This is a genomic window from Nocardia sp. NBC_01009 (genome assembly GCF_045208035.1).
Taxonomy (GTDB): Bacteria; Actinomycetota; Actinomycetes; order Mycobacteriales; family Mycobacteriaceae; genus Nocardia.
The window spans coordinates 3461891-3485530 of sequence record NZ_CP108695.1; the positions used below are offsets into that span (position 1 = coordinate 3461891).

The following is a 23640-nucleotide window of genomic DNA, read 5'->3' on the forward strand; positions in this document are numbered from 1 at the left end:
GACCTCGATGCCATCACCTGATGCGATCGGAACGGGTGGCCCACCGCAACCACACGCTCGGAGTCTTCACCGGTTCCGCCCGGTGGCGAACGGTCCGTGGAATCCACTGGGCCGGAACCGAAACCGCCGACTTCCGTCAGGGCTACCGGGACGGTGCGGGGTGTAGCGGCGAACGCGCTGCGGCCGAAGTTCTCGGCGTCCGATCGCACTCCGAACCGCTTCGATCCGCCCATGCGACCGCCGCATAAAGCCCAATTTGGGCGGGTTCCTCTGCCGCCGAAATGGTTGCGGCGTAACCTCTTACGCGGCGTCGGGCGGTTGCCCGAAGTCTGCGGCCGATGCGACGCCCCGAACGAGGAAGTCGGGGCGTCGCATCGGCGCTGTCGGATGGCGGCCCGGATCCCGTTGGCGCTGAGCGGGAGTCGTACCGTGCGGGCGGCAGTATCGCTGTACATTGTCGCTGCCGCGACGAGCAAGCCGTAGTCCTCGCGTCGTTGCGCGCGTCCGAGCCGACCATCATTGCGCATACCTCTCCACTATCGCCTGCAATCCGGCCCCGATACTGCTGTAGTTATAGGAGCTGCTTGCGTTTCTCCGCGCGTTCGATCTCGGACTGCCGCTCGGATTCTCGTGGCAGGCCGGGGCGCGGTCAGGCAGGGAGCTCGTCCAGTGCGGTGCGGAAGTCCTCGGACGGATAGATGCACAGCTCATCGACATCGTGCTGGTGTGCCGGAGTCGGACACGTACTCACCTGATTGTGCACCGAGGTGTTGCCGCACATCGAGTGGTTGTCACATCCGGTGCTCGGCGAGCCGATCCCACCGAATCCTGTGACCGAGATCATCGAGCCGCCATCGGAACTGCAAGTCACACACCACGGTTGTCGGATTCGCGCTTTACATGGCCTGTGGTGGTTTGTGACCCTCGCAGGTCGAGCGCTCGACGGATAGGGTGGGGCCGCTGGATTATTCGGACGAGAACGATTGGGGGGACGGATGTCATCCCCGCACGGGCGCAACCCTGAGCAGCCTTACCCGCCCCCATCCGGGCAGCGGTACGCGCCAGGATCCGCCTATCCACCGGCCCGCCGGCCGGCTGCCGAACCGCCGCATCCCTCCGAGCCGGTCCGCAGACCGAGGCAGCCCCCTCCCGGACAGCAGGCATTGCCGCAGTCGTATCCGATGGGTTCGTCCAGGGATGAGCCGGCCCGGCCCGGACAGCCTTACCACTCCGAGCCCGTGCACCGGCCGCGTGAGCAGTCCACGCCGAACTCACCCGAGTCCGTTCGCCCGTCGAGACCACAGCGTCCGACTGATCCTTCATCTCCGACCGGGCGGCCGTCGCCACCGGGATCCGTCCGTCCGCCGAGCGAACAACCGCAGGCCGAACAGTTGCCTCGGTTCCGCCCGCCCTACCCTTCCGGTTCCGGGCGACCACCCGGCGCGCAGTCGCCGTCCGGACGTCCGCACCTACCGGGGCCTGCCCATCCACCGAGGCAACAGCCTCCAGTCGAGCCTTCGCCTCCTGCCGGGCCACACCTACCAGGGGTCGAGCGGCGCGCCGGCGGGCACGCTTCGGATGAGTTGTACTCGAATGAGCCCGGACGTCCTGCCCGGCGGCAGCCTTCATCGGGGTACGTGCCTTCCGGGCGGTCCCGACCAGCGGGGACAGAGCGTCCGTCCAGCGAGCACTCGTCGAATGACTCGTACTCCCGGGTGAATGAGTTCGAGGACGAGTGGGTGCATCCATCCAGGCGGCACCCTCCAATGGGGTACTCGCAGCCCCGTGGACAGCACCCGATGGGGATCGAGCATCCGGGTGGCGAGCACTCGCTGGATGAGTCGTTCCCGAATTCTCCGCCTCGTCGACCCGGGGAGCAGACTCTTGCAGGGCCCTCGGCTCTTCGGCAGCCGCGCCAGCCCAGGTCCGTGCGGCCCCCTCGACCGCAGCCGTCGAGTGATCCTTCGTCTCCGGACGCTGGGCCGTACCGGCCGGGAGCGCTACGCCCGCCTACGGAGCAGTCGCCGGCCGCGCCATATCCGAATGGACCAGTGCGGGCGTCGAGGCGGCCGCCTCCTGATGGGCAGCGGGCGTCTCGGCAGCCGTATCCGGACGAGTCCGAGCAGGTTCCGGTTCGGCGGTCCGCGCGGGCGGAGCAACTGGACGAACCGGATGAGCTGCTCGACGAAAACGATGGCGCCACAGGGTTTGTAGTGGTGTTCGGTTCGATACTGGTCGGGGTGCTCGCGATCACCGCGATCATCGGGGTGCGCGAGTACAACGAGCAGGCCGACATCAAGGCCACGGGCACCGGCGAGAACCAGACCACCACGCAGCGCACCACACCGGCCGTCGCCACCTCGGACAAACCGGTTGCTCCCGCGACCGCGGCGGCTACCACCACGCCCGTCCCGAACGCCGATGATCGCTGGATCGCCGCCACCTACAACGCGCAGACCGACAAGGTGTCGTGGGTCCGCAGCCAGGTCAGCGGCGAGGCCGCGGCGCAGGAGGCCGAGGCTGCGTGCGGCACCGGCTGCCCACCCGCCCGCTGGTCGCACAACGGCTGCCTCAGCCTCGTCATCGGCCAAACCGACGGCTGGGGTTCCGAACGGGGCGACACCATTGCCGAGGCCGAAAGCAAAGCGATCAGCAACGCCGAAACTGTCTACGGCATTTCCGGGCCTTTCAGCCTCTGGACGAAATGCGCTCTCGAGTAGCCGGCTGCTATCCGGTGTGACCGGTCCGGTGTGCCGCTGTCACAAACGCCGCGCAGGCATCGGGATTCTTATCGCCCGTGGCTGTTTCGACTCCACTGTTGACGTCCACCGCGAAGGGATCGACTCGCGCTATCGCCTCGACAATATTGTGCGGTCCGAGCCCGCCCGCGAGGATCACCGGGCGGCCGAGCCCGCGCAGCGCCGTGACCACGGCCGTACTCACCGACCAGTCATGGATCCGTCCGGTGCCGCCGAGCCGGTCTTCGGTGCGCGAATCCAGCAGTACGGCATCACAATCCGATGCCGCCCGCAGCGCGGCATCGACCGCATCCGGCCCGACCACATGGATCGCCTTGATGATCTTGCGCCCGCGGGCGTTCGCGCGCACCGCACGGAGGGTGTCATCCGATACCAGGCCGTGGACTTGAATCGCGTCGACGCCGACCCGCTCGGCCAGCTCCAGAATCGCGTCCGCCGCTTCCAGATGGGTCACCAGCACTCGAGTGACGAAGGGCGGTACCACACGGGAAAATTCGGCGGCCAGCTCGGCATCGAGCGCGTCTTCGCTGATATGGGTGACACCCGAGATGAAACCGACGGCATCGGCCCCGGCTGCCAGCGCAATGCGCAGATCGGCTTCGGACCTGATCCCGCAGATCTTCGCGCGCACCGTCACGGATAGACGATAACGGCCGGGAGTGCAGACTCGTGCGCTCCCGGCCGGACGAAATAGATCAGCTGGCGGCCGATTCCGGAATGCGGGCGGCTTCGCGCGGCCCGGAGGGCACGCCCTTCTTGAGGCTGGCCGCGTAGACATCGACGTACTCTTGGCCGCCGAGCTGCATGAGCTCGTACATGACCTCGTCGGTGACAGCGCGTTCGACGAAGCGGTTGCCGCCCATGCCTTCATAGCGCGAGAAGTCGATCGGGGTACCGAATTTGACGGTGACCTTGCGGCGACGCCAGCGGAACGGTCCGGGCGGGCTGACCTCGTCGGTGCCGATGACGGCAACCGGGATGACGGGGACGCCGGTCTCGAGGGCGAGCCGCGCCAGGCCGGTCTTGCCCTTGTACAGGCGGCCGTCGGGGGAGCGGGTGCCTTCGGGGTACAGGCCGACGAGGCGGCCCTGATCGAGCAGCTTGCGCGCCGCGTTGAGGGCGTCCTCGGCGGCGTCGGCACCGGTGCGGTCGATGGGGAACTGACCGGAGGTGGTGAAGAACCACTTCTGGAAGGCGCCCTTGATGCCCGGGGTATTGAAGTACTCGGCCTTGGCCAGATAGTTGATTCGCCGCGGACTCAGCAGCGGCGCGAACAGCCAGTCCGCAAAGGAGAGGTGATTACCCGCCATGATTGCCGGACCGTCCGTCGGAATGTTCTCTACACCCTCGACCGTGGGCCTGTTGTAGAGATGCATGAACGGTCCCAGCAGCACATACTTCAGCAGCCAGTAGAACATGACGTCCTTCCCCCGAAACCGGGATCGTTGCGGGCACACCTGCTTCAACTGCCGACTTTACCGCTGGTTACAGATCACATCCAAGCCGAGCGGCGTATCTCACCACATGTTCTCAGTGGCTGATTGGTCTGTTCTCAGTGGCTGGTACGAGCGACTCGCGATCGGCCGCGGCCGGTGTCGGCGAGAGTGGCCCGCGCGAGTTCGGCGGCGCCGATCATGCCCGCGGCCTCCCCCAGTTGTGTGGTGCGGATTCTGGCCAGCGGGCGGTGGCCTGCGCCGGTGATCGCGCGGGCGTATTCCTCGCGCGCCTCGTCGAGGAACAGCGGCGCCGAACTGCTCACTCCGCCCGCGATGACGACGAGATCCGGGTCGAAAATATCGCTGACGAAGGCGAGACCGAGTCCGAGCCAGCGTGCGAAGTCCGCCATGACCTGCACCGCGAGCGGGTCGCCGTCCTGTGCGGCCCCGGCGACCCGACGTCCGGTCAACGAGCCGGGATCGCGGAAGATATCCCTGGCCAGCACCGTCGAATGCACCGGGTCGGTGGCCAGCATCTCGATCGCGGTGTCGGCCAGTGCTGTTCCGCTGCAATACCTTTCCCAGCAACCGCGCTTCCCGCACGGGCAGGCCCGCCCGTCCGGCACCACCTGCAGATGCCCCAGCTCCGGCGCCACACCGTGGGTGCCCCGATACAGTTCGCCGTCGATGAGCAGCGCCGCACCGATGCCGGTGCCGATCGCGACGAGCACGACGTTGTGTCCGCCGGCCGCCGCACCGAATCGGTATTCTGCCCACGCCGCCGCATTGGCGTCGTGTTCCAGGATCACCGGAAGCTCGAGACGCTCGCTCAGCCGCCGCGCGACCGGGGTGTCCTTCCACGGCAGGTGCGGTGCGAACCGCACGGTCGAACGGTCGGCGGTGATGAACCCGGCCACGGCCAGCCCCACCGCGCCGATCGGATGCCGACGGCACAGTTCGCGGACCACCCGGTCCAATGCATCTTCCAGAGCGCGTGCCGAATGCGGTGTCGGCGCCTGCACGGTGTCGAGCATCTCGCCGTCGCCATCGACCACCGAGGCGCGAATGTTGGTGCCGCCGACGTCGATACCGACCGTCAGCGGACGCGCGCCCGCCATCTGGCGCGTCATGGCTTGATCGTCACGGGAATGCCGACGTACCGGGAACGCGTTCGGCCGGAGCGCTGCGCGGTATGACCGTCGCGCGGCTGCTCTGCTGTGCTGTCGTCGTTCGGCATCGAGTCGTCTCGTGGTGTGTGATTGTGGGACACAGAGTTATCGTCCGATGGGGCTGTCGGCGCATCGTCGTCGGGTTGCCACACCGGCTCTACGGGCACTCCGGCCAGCGCCTCGCGCAGCACCGTGACGATCGCGGTGCCGTGATCTGCGACCGCGGCGAGCACGTCATGGTGCTCACCGCGCACCAGCGCTGCGGCCGCACACACTGGGCACCAACTGCAACTCGACCATTCGGTCTGGCCCTCCACAGCGGCGTGCCGCAACATCGGTTCGACTCGCTCCAAGACGACCTCGGCCAGCAATTTCAGTTCCGCCGCGAACTCGCCGAGCCCATCGACGTCGTCGAAAATGCCCGATCCGGGACGCTGGCCGCGGCCGGAATCTGCCTGGGCGCCGCCGTCATCAATACCGTGCTGTCGTTCGTCGCCCGCGTCATCACTGCCGCTCATGTCGGCCAGGCCTCCGGGTCGGGACGAAAACGGACGACCAGATAGCCCCCGTCGAGTTCGGCTGCCTCTACCGTGCACCGCCGCAACACCGGTGCCAGGCGCACGCGGCGGCGGGTCCCGTCCGCTCCCACGATCAAATCGTCCTCCACTCGTCCCAGTCGCAGCGTCGCCGAATCGACGACGGGCAGGTGCATCCGCAACGCGTACACCGAATGCAGTCCGGTGCCCGATTCCCATCGAACCACCGGATCCCCGGAACTTGTGCGAACCTCTGCGGGATTGTCGCGCAGCGCCGAGTCCGCGTCCACCGCATACGACAGCGCCGCCAGCGAAGCGAGCCCGACCGGTTCGGGGCCGCTGTGCTGGGCGATCACTACCGGGATGCCCGGGAGATCGCGCTGTAACCGTGCGATGACGTCCAGTTGTTCGCCGCGCCGGTTCAGATACCAGTGCACCGCGGGATGCGCTGCCTCGGCCGGCTCCGCGGGCGCGGGCGGCAGCACTTTGTTCACCACAACAGCGTCCAGTCGCAGGCCGAGCAGGGCGGCCGCCGAGCGAACCCGCTCGGATTCGGCGACCGCCACCTGTTCGGCGACAGTGATCAGCCTGGCCCCGGTGCGGCCGTGGTCGGCGAGCAGATCACGTACCTCGGTGACCGCGGCGACGATCTTCTCGACGGTCGCCGCCAGCACCGCGCGGCGCAGATCGGTACCGATGGTGCTCATCGCGCGTGCGTGCGGCGGCCAGATCCGTTCCACGTAGCCGAGCAGCGTGTCGGGCGCGGTCATGATGCGCAGCATGTCCGCCGAGGGCGGGCAGTCCACCACGATGACATCCCAGTCGTCCTCGTTCGCGAACTGGGTGATCTCCACCAGCATCAACAATTCCTGCACGCCGGGTAGCCCTGTCAGCTCGGCGGGATCGAGCGCCGCAACATCGATACCGTGCTCGTGCCCGGAGTCCGACGCCAGCATCCGCACCACCTCGCGGAACCGATCCTCCAGCAGCGCAAGGGAATCCACCTCGATCACGTCGAGGCCGGGCGTAACGTTCGTGATCCCGGTCACCGTGCCGGCATCGTGCGGGAATCGGAATCCGAGCGCGTCGCCCAGCGAATGCGCCTGGTCGAGGGAGGCCACCAGCACCTGGGAACCGGCCCGCGCGTACGACATCGCGGTCGCGCACGCCAATGTCGTTTTACCGACTCCGCCTTTGCCGATGAACAGCTCGACCCGGGTGCGGCGCACGGTACTGCGCGCGATCAGCCTTCGACCCGTTTCTTCAGTTCCTTCAGCGCGGTATCGGTGATCACCTTCTCGGCCTTGCGCTTGAACATGCCGATCATCGGGATGTTCAGGTCGACGGTCAGCTCGTAGGTCACCTGCGTGGTGCCATCGGGCTGGTCGATGAGTTCGTAGGTGCCGTCCTGTGCCTTCTGCAGGTCACCGCTGACGAGGGTCCAGCTGACGGCCTTGTCATCGGGACGCCAGGTATAGGACAACACGTAGGTGTCCTTGACGACGCCGGCATCGAGCACGAACCGCGCGGTGCTAACCCGGCCGTCGGCACTCTTGTCCAATACTTCGACGGACTTGGCCGCCGAAACCCACTCCGGGTAGGACTCCAGATCGGCGATGACGGACATCACCCGCTGCGATGGTGCCTCGATGATGATCGACCTCTGGGTCCTGTCGGCCATGGCGGACAACGGTTCCTTTCCAGCTACGGTGCTGTGCCTTCTATTGTGCTGTGGCCTAGATGATGTGGTGAGCGGGTGTGCGCGGTCAGTCTGCGTTCGCGGGCGCGATGCCGGCCGGGCGCCCTGCCTCCAGTCGCGCCTTCACCTCGAAGGACATGTTCTTGCCCGCCACCCGGCGTGCCCGATTGGCGGCGAGCAGCTGACGTGGCGACATCCGGTTCGCCGACCAGGGCTCGGCATGCAGGAAGTAGTGCAGGATCACCCCGTCGAGCGAGGGCTCCAGCCACACCTCCATGGTTCCGGTCAGCCCGCCGGTCACCGACCAGCGGATTCCCTTGTCGCCCCGGTCCTCTCGGACCTCCAGGGTGAGGTCGGGCCACCAGCGGCGCCAATTGTTCGGTGCCGCCACGACGTCGGCGACCGCGGACCCGTCGGCGGCGACGAAGGTCATATCTGCGACCTGGATGTTGCTCACCTCGCTGAGCGTAATGGATGGCCTGCCAGGACGACGCTCCGCTCCGCTCGGCTCTCGTCGTGGCAGGCAGCCACCGACGGTATACCGTCCCGTTGGGCGGTGTTCACCGCAACAAGTGGCGCAATCGAGCGCCGAGGCTATCCCATCGCCACTGCTGCTCCACCCAGGCCCGGCCCTCGGCGCCCATCTTGGCGGCGGCGTCGCGATCGGACAGGATGCCGACAATGGCCTCGACGATCTCCGAGGTCTTGCGGCCGTCCACCACCCGGCCGGTCTTGCCCTCCAACACCGTCTCCGGCGCGCCACCCGAGCGACCCGCCACCACCGGAACACCCGCGGCCGACGCCTCCAAATACACGATGCCCAACCCCTCGACATCGAGGCCGGCACCGCGCGTGCGGCACGGCATCGCGAAGACATCCGCGAGCGTGTGATGTGCGGCCAGCTCCGACGACGGCACTCGCCCGGTGAACACCACGTCGTCGCCGACACCGAGCGCCGCCGCGAGCCCGTGCAGCTTCTCCTCGTACGGCCCGCCGCCCGCGATCACCAACACTGCGCCGGGGATGCGCTCGCGGATCTCGCGCATGGCGCCGATCAGCGCATCCTGGCCCTTACGGGGCACCAGACGAGACAGACACAGAATGGTCGGCCGATCATCGAGCCCATAACGATCGCGCAGCTCCGCCCGCGCCGCCGGATCCGGCCGGAACACCTCGGTGTCGACCCCCGGCGGCAGATACTCCAACGCCGCATTCGCGCCGAATGCGGACGCGAACCGGCCACGCGTATACCGACTGACATACGTGACGACATCGGTGTGCTCGCCGATCTGCCGCAACGCCTGCCTGGCGCCGGGCAACATCGACCAGCCGACCTCATGTCCATGCGTACTCGCCAGAATGCGCTCGGCCCCCGCCCGCCGCAGCATCGGCGACATCAACGCCAACGGTGCCGCCGCACCGAACCAGACGGTGTCACAGTTCTCACTACGCAATAACCGCGCCGCCCGCCGCATCACCAGCGGCGTCGGCAACATCAACGTGGTCGGATGACGAACCACCTGAAACTTCTGCTTGGCGTCGAATTTCAGATGACTGTCCCCACGCCACCTCGGCGCATAGACAACCAGATCATCCGGCGGCAGCTCACCGGCCAACGCTTGCAGATACGACTGGATACCGCCTGGCCGAGGCGGGAAATCATTGGTAACCAGCAGAGTTCGGGCCATGCGCACCAACCTACTGTGTTTGATTTGCAGCGCCTGCGGCGCTGCGTGTTCGCTGTGTTTTTTTGGCCGCGGCTGCGCCGCGGCGTGTTCGCGGCCCCCTTGGTCTCGCTTCCGAGCCGTCGAGACTCGCGCCTTCGGCGCATGCGCTTCGACGGCTCGGAAGCGAGACGGGCCGCGAACTCTAGTGCTCGGTCTCGCTTCGCTCGGAAGGTGTCATCGTGCCTAGTGGGTGTGTTGGTAGCTGAGCTTGCGACTTTGGTTCAGGCGCTTAGGCGGCTGTGGGGGTGGGATGCGCCGTGAACTCTGGTGCTCGGTGTCGCTTTGCCCGGAAGGCATCTTCGTGCTGAGTGGGTGTGTTGGTAGCTGAGCTTGCGACTTTGGTTTGGGCGCTTAGGCGGCTGTGGAGGTGGGATGCGCCGTGAACTCTGGTGCTCGGTGTCGCTTGCTCGGAAGGTGTCATCGTGCTGAGCGGGTGTGTTGGTAGCTGAGGTTGCGACTTTGGTTTGGGCGCTTAGGCGGCTGTAGAGGTGGGATGCGCCGTGAACTCTGGTGCTCGGTCTCGCTTCGCTCGGAAGGTGTCATCGTGCCGAGTGGGGGCGTTGGTCGCTGGGGCTTGCGACTGTGGTCGATGCACTTGGGCTGGTGTGGAGGTGGACAGGCGGCGAACTCTAGTGCTCGGTCTCGCTGCGCTCGGGAGGTGTCGTCGTCCCGAAGGGGCGTCGGTGTCGATGGTCGCGACCAGGTTCGATGCGGCTCGGCGGCTCGGCAACAAGCTTGCTGCGGACGGTTGGTAAGGCTCGCCGTGTGGCTGGTTTCGGTGATTACGGCGTTACTGGGGTGCGCTTCGGTTGTGGGGAGCTGATTGCGAAATCGCTGGCAGGGCTTGTTCTGTCTGGAGGTGTGTCGGTGGTGTTGCAGTTCCGTCGGGTGCGCTATCAGTGTGGGTTCGCAAACCTCAGGCGGCGCGGGGGGTGAGCCAGGCGCGCCAAGCGGCGACGAAGTCTGCTCGGGTGGTGTGCAGGACTTCCTGCAGGATTCGGTCCTCGGAGGCGGGGTCCTGTTTGCTCGCGGCGATGCGGCGATAGAGGTCTACCAGGTGGGGTTCGTCGTATTTGTCGGCGACGAAGGCACAGATCGTCCAGGCTTGCTCGTAGGCGAGGACGGCCGGTTTGCCGGTGAATACGGCTGCCGCGGGGAGGTCGGTGGGGAGTTCGCCGGCGCGGGCTCGTGTGGTGACGGTGGGGGCGATATCGCCGAAGTGGTGGTCTTGGCCGCGGTGGGCGACGTATTCGGCGAAGCCCTCCAGCATCCAGGAGGGAGCGCCGTCGACGGTCTCGGCGCGGGTGGCGACGTGAGTGAGTTCGTGGCGCAGCAGCGTGCGCAGCCCGTCGGGGGAGAGGCGGCGGCCTGCGTCGGGGCTGAAAACCACGCGTTGGGCTGTCGGTCGGGTGCCTGGGGCGAACGGATCGGCGATGGAGGCGGCGGCGACGTCCTCGGGCAGGTCGGTGGTGGCGCGCAGCAGCGTGGCGAACTCGGCGGGGGCGGACGCTACGACCACCAGCGCCGACTGGGCCCAGTCAGGTCCCCACAGGTCGGTCACGGCGGTGGTCGCCGCGCCGAGTTCGCGTGCGAGGACGTCGATTTCGATCCGCTGGGCCGGATGGCCGACGACGAGCGACTCCTGCCCGGCTCCGGTGGGCACCACGCGCGTCACGAGTTGGCCGAAGGGTTCGACGGTGCGACGCACCTGAGCCAGCCGCGGATCGTCATCGGCGGCCGCGACCTGCCCGAGGCTCTCGGCCCTGGCCTGCTGGGCGGCCCGCAGTTTCGGCAGCACCGGGTTCGGCACCATGAGCAACCCGACACACGTGCCGGTCAGCAGCATCACCATCGCGACGGTGAGCACGAACTGGAATCGCCGCCGGGCCGATAGCCACGCGCGGACCTGCCCGACACTGCTGCGCTCGCTCATAGCGACTCAGTATCGCCGAGCGGAGTGGTATGGCGTCGAGCCCATGGGTGCCACGGCCACCGGGACACCGAAAGTGGAAGCGTGCAACATGAGTCCGTTGCCCGCGTAGATGCCGACATGAGAGATGTCGGAATAGAAGAACACGACGTCACCGGGTTGCAGATCGTTCTTGTCCACCGGGGTGCCGTAGCCGGCTTGCTGTGAACTGGTCCGCGGCACGTTCTTGCCGACCTGTTTGAACGCCCACTGCACCAGCCCGGAGCAGTCGAACTGGCTCGGACCGGTCGCACCCCAGACATACGGGTCGCCGATGCGGGTGAGTCCCGCGGCCAGAGCGCTGGTTCCGCTGCCCGGCACGAGTCCGCTCAGCAGCGAGTCGCGGTCGAAGCCGGGCGGGAAGGGCGAGCCCGCCAGCGCGGTCTTGTCCCTGGCCGACAGCGTGCCCCACGCCGAGACCACCTGGGCGATCGCACCGGACAGGTCGGCGCGCTTGCGTTCCAGCTCGGCACGCACCTGATCCGCTTTGGTCGCGGCGGCGCGGGCATCGTCGTCGGCGGTGCGGGCGGTGGTTTCCGCCGCCGTGGCGGCGGCGGTTGCCGACTTGTAGAGCTTCAGTTGATCAGAGGTCTTGGCCGACAACACATCCAGTGTGGACATCTGATCGAGCAGTTGCTGTGGCGAGTTGCTTGCCAGCACGGCGAACAGGCGGTTGGTCCGCGCGCCCTGATAAGCGGCGATCACCGTGCGGTCGACCATCGGCTGGAACTTACGCACCTCGTTGCGCGCATTGTCGGCGACCTCGGTGCTCGCGGACAGTTTGGCGTCGGCGTCGCGCTGGACGGCGAGTTTGGTGTCGAGGTCGGCCTGCACGTTCAGCGCTTGCTGATTGAGCTGCTCGGACTGCCTCGACAGATCGATCATCCGCTGTACGGCCTCGCCGGCCGTGGTCGGCAGGGTGGCCGGATCGGCTCCGGCTGGACTGCCACCGTAGAGCGATGCGGCCAGGACTCCGGCCGCGAGTGCCCCTCCCACCAGACGTTTCGTGCTTTGTCTCGGGTGATGTGCCACAGCCTGCCGTGCCCCGTTCTCTCGTCAAGTGCTCGGACGCATTCCCTCGATGAGCCGCATCGGCTTCGTGAGCTGCGAGAACGGTCGGTCTGTTCCTCGCGGCTCCGGAAGGTCTCATTTAAGTTACGGAATGGCGTACGTCTGTGTCCAGTAGGGCACGAAATGATCACGTAGGCCATCCCATGGACCCGCCGTGTCGTAGGGGGCGAGGGAGCGGGTCAGAAGCGGCGAGCGCCTGCGATCGGCATCGACGAGATCGGGGCGAGCATCACCGGGGTGCCGGAGGTCGACGCATGGATCACGTTGCCGTCGCCCGCGTACAGACCGGAGTGTCCGCCGCCGTAGAACGACACCAGGTCGCCCGGCTGCAGATCGTCGGTCGAGATCGCGGCGCCCGCGGCGAGCTGGGCGCCGCTGGTGCGGGGCAGCTCCACGCCGGCCTGCTGGTAGGACCACTTGACAAGGCCGGAGCAGTCGAAGGCGTTCGGGCCCGCGGCACCGTAGACGTACGGCGCGCCGAGCTTGCTCATCGCGGCGTCGAGCGCGACCTCGCCGAGGGTCTTGATGGGCGCCATGAAGGGCAGCGGCACGGGCGGGTTGCCCAGCTGGATGCCGGGGATGTCGGCCGGGATCGGGATCTCGTTGGGAACCTCGAAGGTTCCGATGCCGGGGATGGTCACCGGCTGAGCCGCGGCCGGGGCGGCCGGAAGAAGGAACGCGCCGATGGTGGCAGCGCCGACGGCTCCGGCGGCAACGGCACGCTGCGCCTGTCGCTTGACGGTGTTGATCGCCATGATGCGGTACTCCGAATCTGCCCCACGACGCCGTACCCGGTGGTGCGGCGGACTTCGTTTCACCGGCCCTGCAGCGCGGTGGAACTCCGTGAGGTCTCAAAAAGGTTACGAACACATCACGGTGGTTTGTAAAGTCGGGCGCATCCGAAATGTCGATATTCAACAAAAATGCGACACGCGAAATGCGAGATGAGTCACAACAATCACGAAACAATAACGACCGACCGTTATCGGGCGGCGTTCGAGTCGCTACCCGGCGCGTCGGAAGTTCTGTCTGGGCCAGTCGATGGATCGGATTTCCGGGTATTTCCCAAGGTCGCAGCGGTGATGGCGGGGGTGATGGCGACTCGACATCGGACGGGTGGTCGGCCTCGACTCGACACGCGGTAGTGCGCCGATGGCACCGGTCCGGCACCATCGACCTCGCTCGGCCGATTGATGCAATTCTGACAATAATGTGATCTGGGTCACTTTTGCGAATTGAAGATCATTTCGCGGGTATCAGAACGAAATCCTCGGGGATAAATTCGGACATTTCGTGTGCGATCTCGCGCGCGTTCCTGTCGGACCCACCCCATACGCTCCTGGCCGTGCCCGACCCCGTGCCGCGCCCGGCCGCCGCGAAGCAGCTGGCCTTCGATGAGCTCGATACGCCGCTCTATGACACCACCTTCGTGGTCGTCGACCTGGAGACCACCGGCACCAGCCCGGAGGGTGACGCGATCACCGAGATCGGTGCGGTCAAGGTGCGCGGCGGAGAGGTACTCGGCGAATTCGCCACCCTGGTCAACCCCGGGCAGGACATCCCGCCCGCGATCGTGCAGATCACCGGGATCACCACCGCCATGGTCTACGAAGCGCCGCGGATCGAGGCGGTGCTGCCGGGTTTCCTGGAGTTCGCGGCGGGAGCTGTCCTCGTGGCGCACAATGCGCGGTTCGATATGGCCTTCCTGCGCGCCGCGGCGGCCCGCAGCGAAACCGCGTGGCCCTCGGCGCCGGTGCTGTGCACTGTGAAGCTGGCCAGGCGGGTGCTCACCCGCGACGAAGCGCCCTCGGTCCGGCTCGGCCTGCTCGCTCCACTGCTCGGAGCGACCACGCAGCCGACGCACCGTGCCCTCGACGACGCCCAGGCCACCGTCGACGTCCTGCACGCGCTGATCGCCCGCGTCGGCAATCAAGGGGTGCACAGCCTCACCGAACTGCTCGACTATCTGCCGGGGGTGACCTCCCGGCAGCGCGCCAAGCGCGTGTTCGCCACCGACCTGCCCGCCAGTCCCGGCGTCTATCTCTTCCGCGGCCCTTCCGACGAGGTGCTCTACATCGGCACCGCGGTGAACCTGCGCCGCCGAGTTCGCAACTACTTCACCGGTTCCGAGACAAGGGGGCGGATGAAGGAAATGGTGTCGCTGGCCACCCGCGTCGATCACGTGGTGTGTGCGCACGCGCTGGAAGCGGGGGTGCGTGAGCTGCGACTGCTCGTCGCGCACGCCCCGCCCTACAACCGGCGCTCGAAATTTCCCAAGCGCGCCTGGTGGATCACGTTGACCGACGAACCCTTCCCACGCTTCGCGATTGTCCGAACGCCGAACCGGGATGCGCTGGGCCCCTTCAACTCTCGGATGGATGCCACCGAGGTGGCGGTCACCGTCGCCGAGTACACCGGGCTGCGCACCTGCACCACTCGGTTATCGGTTGCGGGCCTGCACGATTGCCTGCATGCGATGGTCGGCGGCTGCCCCGCCGCGACTGTCACCGGTCTCCCTATTAATAGGGAGGAATACGCGCCGGCGTCTGCGGCTGTCCGCGCACTGTTCGCGGGTACCTCCGACGCGCCACTGCGCGCCATGCTCGACCGCATCGAAACCCATTCGCGTTCCGAACATTTCGAAGCAGCCGCCCGGCTGCGCGATCGCGTGGTCGCGGTCGTGCGCGCGCTTCGCCGCACCCAACGCCTGGCCGCCGTCGCCAGGATCGCCGAGCTGATCGTCGCGCACCCGAATGACACAGGCGGATGGGAATTCTCGGTGATCCGCTACGGCCGCCTCGCGGGCGCGGGCAACGCGGCGCGGGGTGTGTCGCCGATGCCGGTCGTCGAACACATCGTTGCGGCATCGGAAACCGTCATCCCCACCGGTGGCGACCCGGGCTCCGGTGCGCTCCGGTCTGCCGATGCCGATGCCGATGCCGATGCCGATGCCGATGCCGATGCCGATGCCGATGCCGATGCCGATGCCGATGCCGATGCCGATGCCGATGCCGATGCTGTTGGCGGAGGCGATGTTGTCGGGGGAAGCGACATGGCCGACGCGGTGGTCGATGCGAGCTCTGGAGGTTCACGGTCGCGCCGTGTTGCGGCGCTACGTCGGAATGCCGCGTCGACGATGCCTCCGCTGCGCGGAGCGTCGCCGGAAGAAGTAGCACTCGTCACGCGCTGGCTGGCGCGCCCGGGGGCCCGTATTGTGCGCACCACCGATGGTTATCACGAGCCCGTCTACGGGGCGGGTCGCTGGATGGGATGGGTGGAATTAGCGGATGCCGCGGCACGCGCCCAACTCCCCGAAGCGGAATATGTCGAGCGCTCAGGCGGCTGCCTCGCCTGCGCTCGGCCCGGCGCAGATTACGGACGTACTGCGTCCGGCTGTGCACATTAGGCGGCTGCCTCGCCTGCGCTCGGCCCGGCGCAGATTACGGACGGACCGCGTCCGGCTGTGCACATTAGGCTGACACCCATGATTACCGCGATCGTCATGATCAACGCCGAGAACGCCCGCATTCCGGAAACCGCGCAGGCGCTCGCCGACACAGAGGGCGTCGCCGAGGTCTACTCCTGTGCCGGCGATGTCGATCTGATCGCGATCGTGCGGGTGCGCGATCACCAGCAGATCGCCGAGGTGGTGACCGACCGTATCGACAAGACCCCCGGTGTCGCGCGCACCATCACCCACATCGCGTTCAAGTCGTACTCGAGCGCGGACGTGGAGGCCGGTTTCTCGCTGGGGGAGTGAGCCGCAGGCGGAGCGGGTCAGCCGATCTGGAGTGATGACCCGTTGGACGCACGGGATTCACCCGGCGTGAGGGTTGCCATCACATCGCCACGGCAGCCGGAACCGCTGAAGATGGTCACTCTGTTGTCGGTGTGGTTCTCGAGTGCCAGCGACGCAACCCCGGCGTTGATTTGCATGCAGCCCGACGGCTCGCGATACACGGTGTTGTTGACGACCAGGGTGCCCTGTGCCGCGAAGGCAGCCGGCGCGGCCGCGATCGTCGCGGCCACCGCCAGGATGCCGGGTACCGCGTAAACGCCCCGCTTCATGTGTGTGCTCCTTGCAAGTCGAGCCGGGCGGCGCACGCCCGAGGCCGAACGTGGGGCGAGGCGCCGGTTTGCGCCGTCACTGTAACTGCCGATGACACAACGGGACTGACGACATGCGGCGCGAAACATAGTTGTCACTATGATGCGAATCCGGACAAACGGTGCGGCTCATTCAGCTGTCTCCGAGAGTGTTGGTCAGTTTCGACCACCGGTCGAGCAGCGCGGCGGACTTGCCCGCGTCGATAGCGGCTGCGGCTCGTTCGAGACCGGCGGCAAGCGCGTCGTGCACATCGGCATCGGGATCACCGACGCCCTGGGACAGGTCGTAGGCGACGATCGCCGCGGCGGAGTTCACCAGGACAGCGTCGCGGACCGCGCTAGGGGAGCCCGCGAACACATCGCGGGCAATGCCTGCGTTGACCTCGGCATCCCCACCGCGCAGCGCGTCGAGATCCACTCGGGCGATACCGAGACGGGCCGGGTCGATCGTCGTCTCCCGCACTCGTCCACCCGAGACGATCCAGGCGGCGGTGGTGTCGGAGGTGGTGATCTCGTCCAAACCGTCGTTTCCGCGCACTACCAGCGCGCTCGCGCCGCGCTCGGCGAACACGCCTGCGATGACCGGCAGCAGATCCGTGAAGGCACAGCCGACCAATCCGGCACGCGGTTGCGCCGGGTTGGTGAGCGGGCCGAGCACGTTGAAAACGGTGGGGATGCCTATTTCTTTCCGCGCGGGTCCCGCGAAGCGCAGTGCGGGGTGAAACAGCGGTGCGAAACAGAAACCGATGCCGACCTCCCGCACGCACCGGGCGACCGACGCCGGTCCGAGGGCCAGCTTCACACCCAGCGCTTCCAGCACATCGGCACCGCCGCTCTTGGAGGACGCCGCCCGATTGCCGTGCTTGACCACCGGCACACCGGCCGAGGCCACCACGACCGCGGACATCGTGGAGATGTTCACCGAGCCGGACCGATCACCGCCGGTGCCGACGATGTCGACGGCATCGCCGTCCACCTGGACCAGGCGTGCGTGCGCGAGCATCCCGGAGGCCATGCCCGACAGTTCGGCGGGTGTCGGTCCCTTGATCTTCATGGCGACACCGAAGGCGGCGATCTGTGCCTGCGTCGCATTGTCGGTGAAGATCTCATTGATCACCCACGCCGTATCGTCCGCGGCAAGGTCGCCACCGTCGGCGAGGGTCCCGAGCACCTGGGGCCAGCTGCGTACCATCATGCCTCCGCCTCGTCGAGGCTCGGCTGCGGCATGACCGTGCGATGCACGGCCGCGCCGATCGTTCGCTCGCTGCGCGCCCTCATGTCCACTTCTCCCGTCACACTGGTTCGCACACCAGTTTGTCGCGATGCAGCTTAGTGGGCCAGACCTCATTACTGCTGCTCGGTTGTGTGACCGGGTTGCAACGCGTCCCATCCATCGGCCGTGCCGTCGTGCCGCTGCGCAAGTCCCGCCATGCGCGAGCGTTCCTGCGAGCAATGCAGCGCATCGAGCACTTGCACCCGTTGCAGGATCACCGGTGCCAGGTCATCCGAACCCGCGGCCCCGGACTGCTCAGCAGGCGCGTACCCGTCCTGGGCTGCGATGGCGCACACTCGTTCGACCTGCTCAGCGGGGACACGTAGGTGGTGGCGCAACACCGCCGGGGCGTCGGGCTGCCACGCCGCGGCCCGCGCCAGCACGGCCGAACAGGCCTCGGCGTCGTCGAAACTCGTCGCGACAACCACCAGATCGGCAGCATCCGGGTCCAGGGCCGCAGACCCGACCTGGCCGCGCAGTCGTCGCCACCACCGTGGGGTCACATCCGCCTCCTCGTCTCAGCTTCTACTTACCGTCGCCTGCCAGACTGGCAGTACCCAACACGCCCGGCCACCTCGGTGCGAGCCCGACCAGCGCCGTCCGCGGCCGCCCGCACGTCCCAGCGGCCGCAGCGGATGCGGCGAAGCTCGAGTTTCGCCTGCTCGGACGCGGGGCCTCGGGTGCTGCCGACACGCCGCGTCGAGGCGCGTCGAATCGAACACGAGAGCCTGTCTGTCCGTGCGTTTTCCGACACGGACGGACAAGTTTCGTACCCGGGTACTTGTGTCGTACTACGACGAGTCATACTTACCCCCGTGACGACCGCAGTAGGGACCCCAGGATCGGCCATTACTCAGCGTGTGCATTCGCTGAACCGGCCAAACATGGTGAGCGTCGGTACCATCATCTGGCTGTCTAGCGAGCTGATGTTCTTCGCCGGGCTCTTCGCGATGTATTTCGTCGCGCGCGCCCAGGCCCACGGTGTCTGGCCGCCGGAGCCGACCGAGCTGAATCTGAAGCTCGCAGTGCCGGTCACGACCGTGCTGGTCGCTTCCTCGTTCACCTGCCAGATGGGTGTGTTCGCGGCGGAAAAGGGCGACGTGTTCGGCCTGCGCCGCTGGTATGTGATCACCCTGATCATGGGCACCCTCTTCGTGCTCGGCCAGGGCTACGAGTACACGAACCTCGTCAAGGAGGGCACCTCGATCTCGAGCAGTGCCTACGGCTCGGTCTTCTACATCACCACCGGCTTCCACGGCCTGCACGTCATCGGCGGTCTGATCGCGTTCGTGTTCCTGCTGATCCGCACCAAGGTCAGTAAGTTCACCCCGGCGCAGGCCACCGCCGCGATCGTCGTTTCGTACTACTGGCACTTCGTCGACATCGTCTGGATCGGGCTGTTCGCCACGATCTACTTCGTCCGCTGAGCCGGGCACGCAACCCCCAATCTTGTACAAGTCGGTTCCGTCTACTCCAAAGGGACACAGATGAGTTCATCTCCCCCGTCAGCGCCAGAGCCCGTGGGCCCCGATAGCGGCCAGGCCAGCAAGACGCGTAAGCAGCGCCGCGCCCGCCGCCGTATCGCGGGTGGGCTCGCGCTGCTGGTGGGTCTGGTCGGAGCTGGCTTCCTCGCCTCGGTTTTCACGCCGGATCCGCAGGTGGCGACCGCGCACGAGGACCAGTCCGCGCTGATCCGCGACGGCAAGCAGCTGTATGAAACCTCGTGCATCACCTGCCACGGTGCGAACCTGCAGGGTGTGGTCGACCGCGGCCCGAGCCTCATCGGCGTCGGCGAAGCCGCTGTCTACTTCCAGGTGTCCTCCGGCCGGATGCCGATGGCGCGCAACGAGGCCCAGGCGCAGCGCAAGCCACCGAAGTTCGACGAGCACCAGACCGATGCGTTGATGGCGTACGTGGCGGCCAATGGCGGCGGACCGAGTGTGGTGCGCGAAGCGAACGGTGAGATCGCCCAGGAATCGCTGCGCGGCCCGGACATCGCCCGCGGTAGCGAGCTGTTCCGGATGAACTGCGCGTCCTGCCACAACTTCACCGGCAGGGGCGGCGCATTGTCCTCCGGTAAGTTCGCGCCGCCGCTGGAGCCCGCCAGTGAGCAGCAGATCTACGACGCGATGCTCACCGGCCCGCAGAACATGCCGAAGTTCTCCGACCGGCAGCTGAGCCCGGAAGAGAAGCGCGACATCGTCGCCTACGTCAAGAACGCCACCGAAGAGCGCGACCCGGGCGGGTACGGTCTCGGCGGCTTCGGTCCCGCGACCGAGGCTCTGGCCATCTGGGTGGTCGGCATCGTGCTCGTCGTCGGCGCCGCGATGTGGATCGGATCAAGGTCATGACGGATAAGGAGCCAAACGACATGGGTCGGCCGGATGAGGGCGACGACAGCATCGAGCTGTTGAAAGATGAGGCGACCCCCGCTGTGACCAAGCAAGCCGGGGCAACGTCCGATCACAGCACTGTGAACCTGGATCCCACCGAGGAAGAGCTCGACGCGATGTCGCGCGACGAGCTGGTCAAGCTCGGCACCGCGCGTGACGGCGTCGACGTCGCCTACCGGCGCGAGCGGTTCCCGATTCCGGGTACCCGCGCCGAGAAGCGGGCCGAGCGGCAGGTGTCGTTCTGGTTCGCGGTGTCCGGCCTGGCCGCCGCGGTGCTCGTCGGTGTGTTCCTGTTCTGGCCTTGGGAGTACAAGGGCAAGGACGAGGAAGGCAACGCCGCCTTTTCGCTGTTCACGCCGCTGGTCGGCCTGAGCTTCGGTATCTCGGTGCTGGTCATCGGTGTCGCGGTGGTGCTGATCCGCAAGAAGTTCATCCCCGCCGAGCTGTCCATCCAGGACCGCCACGACGGCAGGTCGCCCGAGGTCGAGCGCCGCACCCTGGTCGCCGAGCTCAGCGACGCGCTGGATACCTCGACGCTGGGTCGTCGCAAGATGATCACCCGCACGGCGGGCGCAGGCGTCGGTGTGCTCGGTATCGGCGCGCTGCTCGTCTTCGTCGGCGGCATGATCAAGAACCCGTGGGCCAAGGGCGACAAGTCGCCGCTGTGGGTCTCGGGCTGGACCCCGGATTTCCCCGGCGAGACCATCTACATCCGCCGCGACACCGGTCGCCCGGAGGACATCGTGCTCGTGCGTCCAGAGGACATGGACGCGGGCGCCATGGAGACAGTCTTCCCGTGGAAGGAAAAGTGGCGCGGCGACGAGCACGCGACGCTGCAGTCGCTGCGCGGAATCCGTAACGCCGTCATGATGATCCGGCTGCGCACCGAAGACGCGCAGAAGGCCATCAAGCGCAAGGGGCAGGAGAGCTTCAACTTCGGCGACTACTTCGCCTATTCGAAGATCTGCACCCACCTCGGCTGCCCCACCTCGCTGTTCGAGTCGCAGACCAACAAGATCCTGTGCCCCTGCCATCAGTCGCAGTTCTTGGCGACCGAATGGGGTAAGCCGGTCTTCGGTCCCGCCGCTCGCGCACTGCCGCAGCTGCCGATCACCGTCAATTCCGAGGGCTTCTTGGTCGCCAATGGCGACTTCATCGAGCCGCTCGGCCCGGCTTACTGGGAGCGTCGTTCATGACCTCAGCACTCGGTCGTAAGGCCGCAGCCCAAGCGAACGCCGCGGACGAGCGGTATCAGGCCGCAGCGTTCATGAAGCGGTCGATCAACAAGGTCTTTCCGACGCACTGGTCGTTCCTGCTCGGTGAGATCGCCCTCTACAGCTTCATCATCCTGCTGCTCTCGGGCGTCTACCTGACCCTGTTCTTCGATCCATCGATGACCGAGGTCGTCTACAACGGCGCATACCAGCCGCTACGCGGCGTGACCATGTCGCGGGCCTACGAGACCGCGTTGAACATCTCCTTCGAGGTGCGCGGCGGCCTGTTCGTCCGCCAGGTCCACCACTGGGCCGCGCTGCTGTTCGCGGCGTCGATCATCGTGCATCTTTTCCGCATCTTCTTCACCGGTGCGTTCCGCAAGCCGCGCGAGGCCAACTGGGTCATCGGCTGCCTGCTGCTGATCCTGGCGATGTTCGAGGGCTTCTTCGGTTACTCGCTGCCCGACGACCTGCTGTCGGGCACCGGCCTACGGGCCGCGTTCGGCGGTATCACGATGAGCATCCCGATCGTCGGCACCTGGATGCACTGGCTGATCTTCGGTGGCGACTTCCCGGGCGACATCATCATCCCGCGTCTGTACATCGCGCACGTGCTGCTGTTCCCCGGCATCATCCTCGCGCTGATCGCCGCGCACGTCGCCCTGGTCTGGTACCAGAAGCACACCCAGTTCCCCGGCCCCGGCCGCACCGAGAACAACGTGGTCGGCGCGCGCATCGTGCCGGTGTTCGCCGCGGACCAGGGTGCGTTCTTCGCCTTCACTCTCGGCATCGTCGGCATCATGGGCGGTCTGCTGCAGATCAACCCGATCTGGAACCTGGGGCCATACAACCCGTCGCAGGTCTCCGCAGGTTCGCAGCCGGACTTCTACATGATGTGGACCGACGGCCTCGCCCGTCTCATGCCGCCGTGGGAGCTCTACCTGGGTCGCTACACGATCCCGGCCGTGTTCTGGGTCGCGCTGATCATGGGTCTGGTGTTCACGGTGCTGATCGTCTACCCGTGGATCGAGAAGCGCCTCACCGGCGACACCGTCGGCCACAACCTGCTGCAGCGGCCGCGGGACGTGCCCGTCCGCACCGCCATCGGTGCGATGTCGATCGCGTTCTATGTCGTGCTGACGCTGTCGTGTGTCAACGACATCCTGGCGCTGAAGTTCGACATCTCGCTGAATGCGACCACCTGGATGGGCCGCATCGGCCTGCTGGTCGCGCCGCCGGTTGCGTACTTCGTCGCCTACCGGTTCTGCCTCGGCCTGCAGCGCAGCGACCGGGCGGTGCTGGAGCACGGCATCGAGACCGGCGTGATCAAGCGGCTGCCGCACGGTGAGTACATCGAGGTGCACCAGCCGCTCGGCCCGGTCGACGACCACGGCCACCCGGTCCCGCTGGAGTACCAGGGCGCCCACGTGCCCAAGAAGATGAACAAGCTGGGTTCGGCGGGCAAGCCGGGCACCGGCAGCTTCCTGCGGCCCGACCCGTGGCAGGAAAGTGAGCAGGCCTTCGAGATCGAGCACGCGGAGGAGCACAAGCAGCTCGCCGTGCTGCAGAAGGCACAGCAGAAGGACAACGGTCACGGCGGCAACAACAGCCACTGATCGCTGGCGTCAACGAAGGCCCCGAGTCGAATCCGACTCGGGGCCTTCGTGTTTCGTATGCCGGGATTACGAGCGAGTGGCGGCGCGGCGGGCGACTTCGATCGCCTCGAACTTCGCGAAATTGTGGCGGGCGTCGGCCAGCGCGTCGTGGGCGTCCGCCGGCACGGGGGGCAGTTCGGGGCGGCCGTGCGCGTCCCAGTGCTGGCGCAGTTCATTGGTGTAACGGGGCAGTGTGCTCGGCAGGTCGACCATCGAGCCCCACAGTTGGCACAGCGCCACGTGATCGTAGGCGCCGACCCAGGCCCACAGTTCGGGCTGGACCGTGGAGCGGGGAACCAGGAACTTGTAGAGGTCGTCGCGGATCTGCTCGCGGCTGCGCCAGCGCGGCGAGGACGGTGCGGGCAACTGCGGCAGCACATATTTGCGTACCCAGGGGCCGGCCCGGTCAGGATCGAACTCGGTTGAGACCGCGTAATATTCGCGGCCGTCCTCGCAGACGACGCCGATGGAAACGAGGTCGATCGTGGAGCCGTCCTCGATGAATTCGCAATCGTAAAAATATCGCAGAGAGATCGGTCTTCTCCTCGGTAGTCGAAGCGGTTGTAGAGGTGCCGGACCCCGCAACCCTATGCCGGTAGCCCGCCGATCGCTCCAGGGGTTCTCGGGTGGAG

23 protein-coding genes are annotated in these 23640 nt (G+C 66.9%); 7 read left to right on the forward strand and 16 right to left on the reverse strand.

The genetic code is table 11. From position 1 onward, the window contains the following. Window positions 1-649 precede the first annotated feature (649 nt). Window positions 650-844, reverse strand: a complete 195-nt coding sequence (locus OHA42_RS15480; RefSeq protein ID WP_406237777.1) for a hypothetical protein — start codon at window positions 842-844, stop codon at window positions 650-652. 1372 nt (window positions 845-2216) lie between these two features. Between OHA42_RS15480 and OHA42_RS15485 the strand changes: the two genes are divergently transcribed. After that, window positions 2217-2720: a DUF4189 domain-containing protein gene (locus tag OHA42_RS15485; RefSeq protein WP_406237779.1), complete on the forward strand. Its 504-nt coding sequence runs from the start codon at window positions 2217-2219 to the stop codon at window positions 2718-2720. 7 nt (window positions 2721-2727) lie between these two features. On the opposite strand, the gene OHA42_RS15490 is transcribed toward OHA42_RS15485, so the two are convergent. From OHA42_RS15490 to OHA42_RS15540, 11 genes are all read right to left on the reverse strand, one after another. Next, window positions 2728-3396, reverse strand: coding sequence for a phosphoribosylanthranilate isomerase (locus OHA42_RS15490; RefSeq protein WP_406237781.1), 669 nt, complete (start codon window positions 3394-3396; stop codon window positions 2728-2730). A 58-nt stretch (window positions 3397-3454) separates the two neighbouring features. Beyond that, the gene (locus tag OHA42_RS15495) at window positions 3455-4177 is read right to left on the reverse strand and encodes a lysophospholipid acyltransferase family protein (protein WP_328411314.1); all 723 of its coding nucleotides are present in this window, start codon (window positions 4175-4177) and stop codon (window positions 3455-3457) included. Window positions 4178-4311: 134 nt separating this feature from the next. Then, window positions 4312-5325 carry an ROK family glucokinase gene (locus tag OHA42_RS15500; protein WP_328411316.1) on the reverse strand — a complete coding sequence of 338 codons (1014 nt, stop codon included), beginning with the start codon at window positions 5323-5325 and terminating at the stop codon, window positions 4312-4314. Beyond that, complete coding sequence (locus OHA42_RS15505) at window positions 5322-5882, reverse strand: hypothetical protein (protein ID WP_406237783.1); 561 nt, start codon at window positions 5880-5882, stop codon at window positions 5322-5324. Before OHA42_RS15505 ends, OHA42_RS15500 begins: the two co-directional genes overlap by 4 nt. Continuing rightward, window positions 5879-7129, reverse strand: coding sequence for an ArsA family ATPase (locus OHA42_RS15510; protein WP_406237784.1), 1251 nt, complete (start codon window positions 7127-7129; stop codon window positions 5879-5881). Before OHA42_RS15510 ends, OHA42_RS15505 begins: the two co-directional genes overlap by 4 nt. Before the next feature lie 14 nt (window positions 7130-7143). Beyond that, window positions 7144-7581: an SRPBCC family protein gene (locus OHA42_RS15515; RefSeq protein WP_406237786.1), complete on the reverse strand. Its 438-nt coding sequence runs from the start codon at window positions 7579-7581 to the stop codon at window positions 7144-7146. 85 nt (window positions 7582-7666) lie between these two features. Next, window positions 7667-8056 (reverse strand): polyketide cyclase / dehydrase and lipid transport, encoded by a 390-nt coding sequence (locus OHA42_RS15520; RefSeq protein ID WP_406237787.1) that lies wholly within the window; start codon window positions 8054-8056, stop codon window positions 7667-7669. Between the two features lie 103 nt (window positions 8057-8159). Next, on the reverse strand, window positions 8160-9287 hold the full coding sequence (locus OHA42_RS15525; protein WP_406237789.1) for a glycosyltransferase family 4 protein: 1128 nt from the start codon (window positions 9285-9287) through the stop codon (window positions 8160-8162). Window positions 9288-10242: 955 nt separating this feature from the next. Next, window positions 10243-11259 (reverse strand): hypothetical protein, encoded by a 1017-nt coding sequence (locus tag OHA42_RS15530; protein ID WP_406237791.1) that lies wholly within the window; start codon window positions 11257-11259, stop codon window positions 10243-10245. Window positions 11260-11265: 6 nt separating this feature from the next. Beyond that, a complete protein-coding gene (locus OHA42_RS15535) occupies window positions 11266-12291 on the reverse strand; it encodes an NlpC/P60 family protein (protein WP_406237792.1) in 1026 nt (341 codons plus the stop codon). A 254-nt stretch (window positions 12292-12545) separates the two neighbouring features. Continuing rightward, on the reverse strand, window positions 12546-13121 hold the full coding sequence (locus OHA42_RS15540; RefSeq protein WP_406237794.1) for a C40 family peptidase: 576 nt from the start codon (window positions 13119-13121) through the stop codon (window positions 12546-12548). Window positions 13122-13711: 590 nt separating this feature from the next. Between OHA42_RS15540 and OHA42_RS15545 the strand changes: the two genes are divergently transcribed. Both OHA42_RS15545 and OHA42_RS15550 read left to right on the forward strand, forming a co-directional pair. Continuing rightward, on the forward strand, window positions 13712-15772 hold the full coding sequence (locus OHA42_RS15545) for a DEDD exonuclease domain-containing protein (protein WP_406237796.1): 2061 nt from the start codon (window positions 13712-13714) through the stop codon (window positions 15770-15772). Window positions 15773-15850: 78 nt separating this feature from the next. Further along, the gene (locus OHA42_RS15550; RefSeq protein WP_328411334.1) at window positions 15851-16126 is read left to right on the forward strand and encodes an Lrp/AsnC ligand binding domain-containing protein; all 276 of its coding nucleotides are present in this window, start codon (window positions 15851-15853) and stop codon (window positions 16124-16126) included. A 17-nt stretch (window positions 16127-16143) separates the two neighbouring features. Here OHA42_RS15550 and OHA42_RS15555 read toward each other — a convergent pair whose 3' ends face one another. The 3 genes from OHA42_RS15555 to OHA42_RS15565 form a co-directional block, all read right to left on the reverse strand. Continuing rightward, complete coding sequence (locus OHA42_RS15555; protein WP_406237798.1) at window positions 16144-16434, reverse strand: hypothetical protein; 291 nt, start codon at window positions 16432-16434, stop codon at window positions 16144-16146. 172 nt (window positions 16435-16606) lie between these two features. Then, complete coding sequence (gene trpD / locus OHA42_RS15560; protein WP_406237799.1) at window positions 16607-17668, reverse strand: anthranilate phosphoribosyltransferase; 1062 nt, start codon at window positions 17666-17668, stop codon at window positions 16607-16609. A gap of 152 nt (window positions 17669-17820) precedes the next feature. Next, window positions 17821-18249, reverse strand: a complete 429-nt coding sequence (locus tag OHA42_RS15565; RefSeq protein ID WP_406237800.1) for a hypothetical protein — start codon at window positions 18247-18249, stop codon at window positions 17821-17823. 312 nt (window positions 18250-18561) lie between these two features. Here OHA42_RS15565 and OHA42_RS15570 point away from each other — a divergent pair, with 312 nt between their 5' ends. From OHA42_RS15570 to OHA42_RS15585, 4 genes are all read left to right on the forward strand, one after another. After that, a complete protein-coding gene (locus OHA42_RS15570) occupies window positions 18562-19173 on the forward strand; it encodes a heme-copper oxidase subunit III (RefSeq protein WP_406237802.1) in 612 nt (203 codons plus the stop codon). 60 nt (window positions 19174-19233) lie between these two features. Further along, complete coding sequence (locus tag OHA42_RS15575) at window positions 19234-20097, forward strand: cytochrome c (protein ID WP_328411342.1); 864 nt, start codon at window positions 19234-19236, stop codon at window positions 20095-20097. A 158-nt stretch (window positions 20098-20255) separates the two neighbouring features. Next, on the forward strand, window positions 20256-21335 hold the full coding sequence (locus OHA42_RS15580; protein WP_406239381.1) for a ubiquinol-cytochrome c reductase iron-sulfur subunit: 1080 nt from the start codon (window positions 20256-20258) through the stop codon (window positions 21333-21335). Further along, the gene (locus OHA42_RS15585; RefSeq protein WP_406237805.1) at window positions 21332-22969 is read left to right on the forward strand and encodes a cytochrome bc complex cytochrome b subunit; all 1638 of its coding nucleotides are present in this window, start codon (window positions 21332-21334) and stop codon (window positions 22967-22969) included. Before OHA42_RS15580 ends, OHA42_RS15585 begins: the two co-directional genes overlap by 4 nt. A gap of 66 nt (window positions 22970-23035) precedes the next feature. Here OHA42_RS15585 and OHA42_RS15590 read toward each other — a convergent pair whose 3' ends face one another. Next, a complete protein-coding gene (locus tag OHA42_RS15590; protein WP_406239383.1) occupies window positions 23036-23536 on the reverse strand; it encodes a polyadenylate-specific 3'-exoribonuclease AS in 501 nt (166 codons plus the stop codon). Window positions 23537-23640 lie beyond the last annotated feature (104 nt).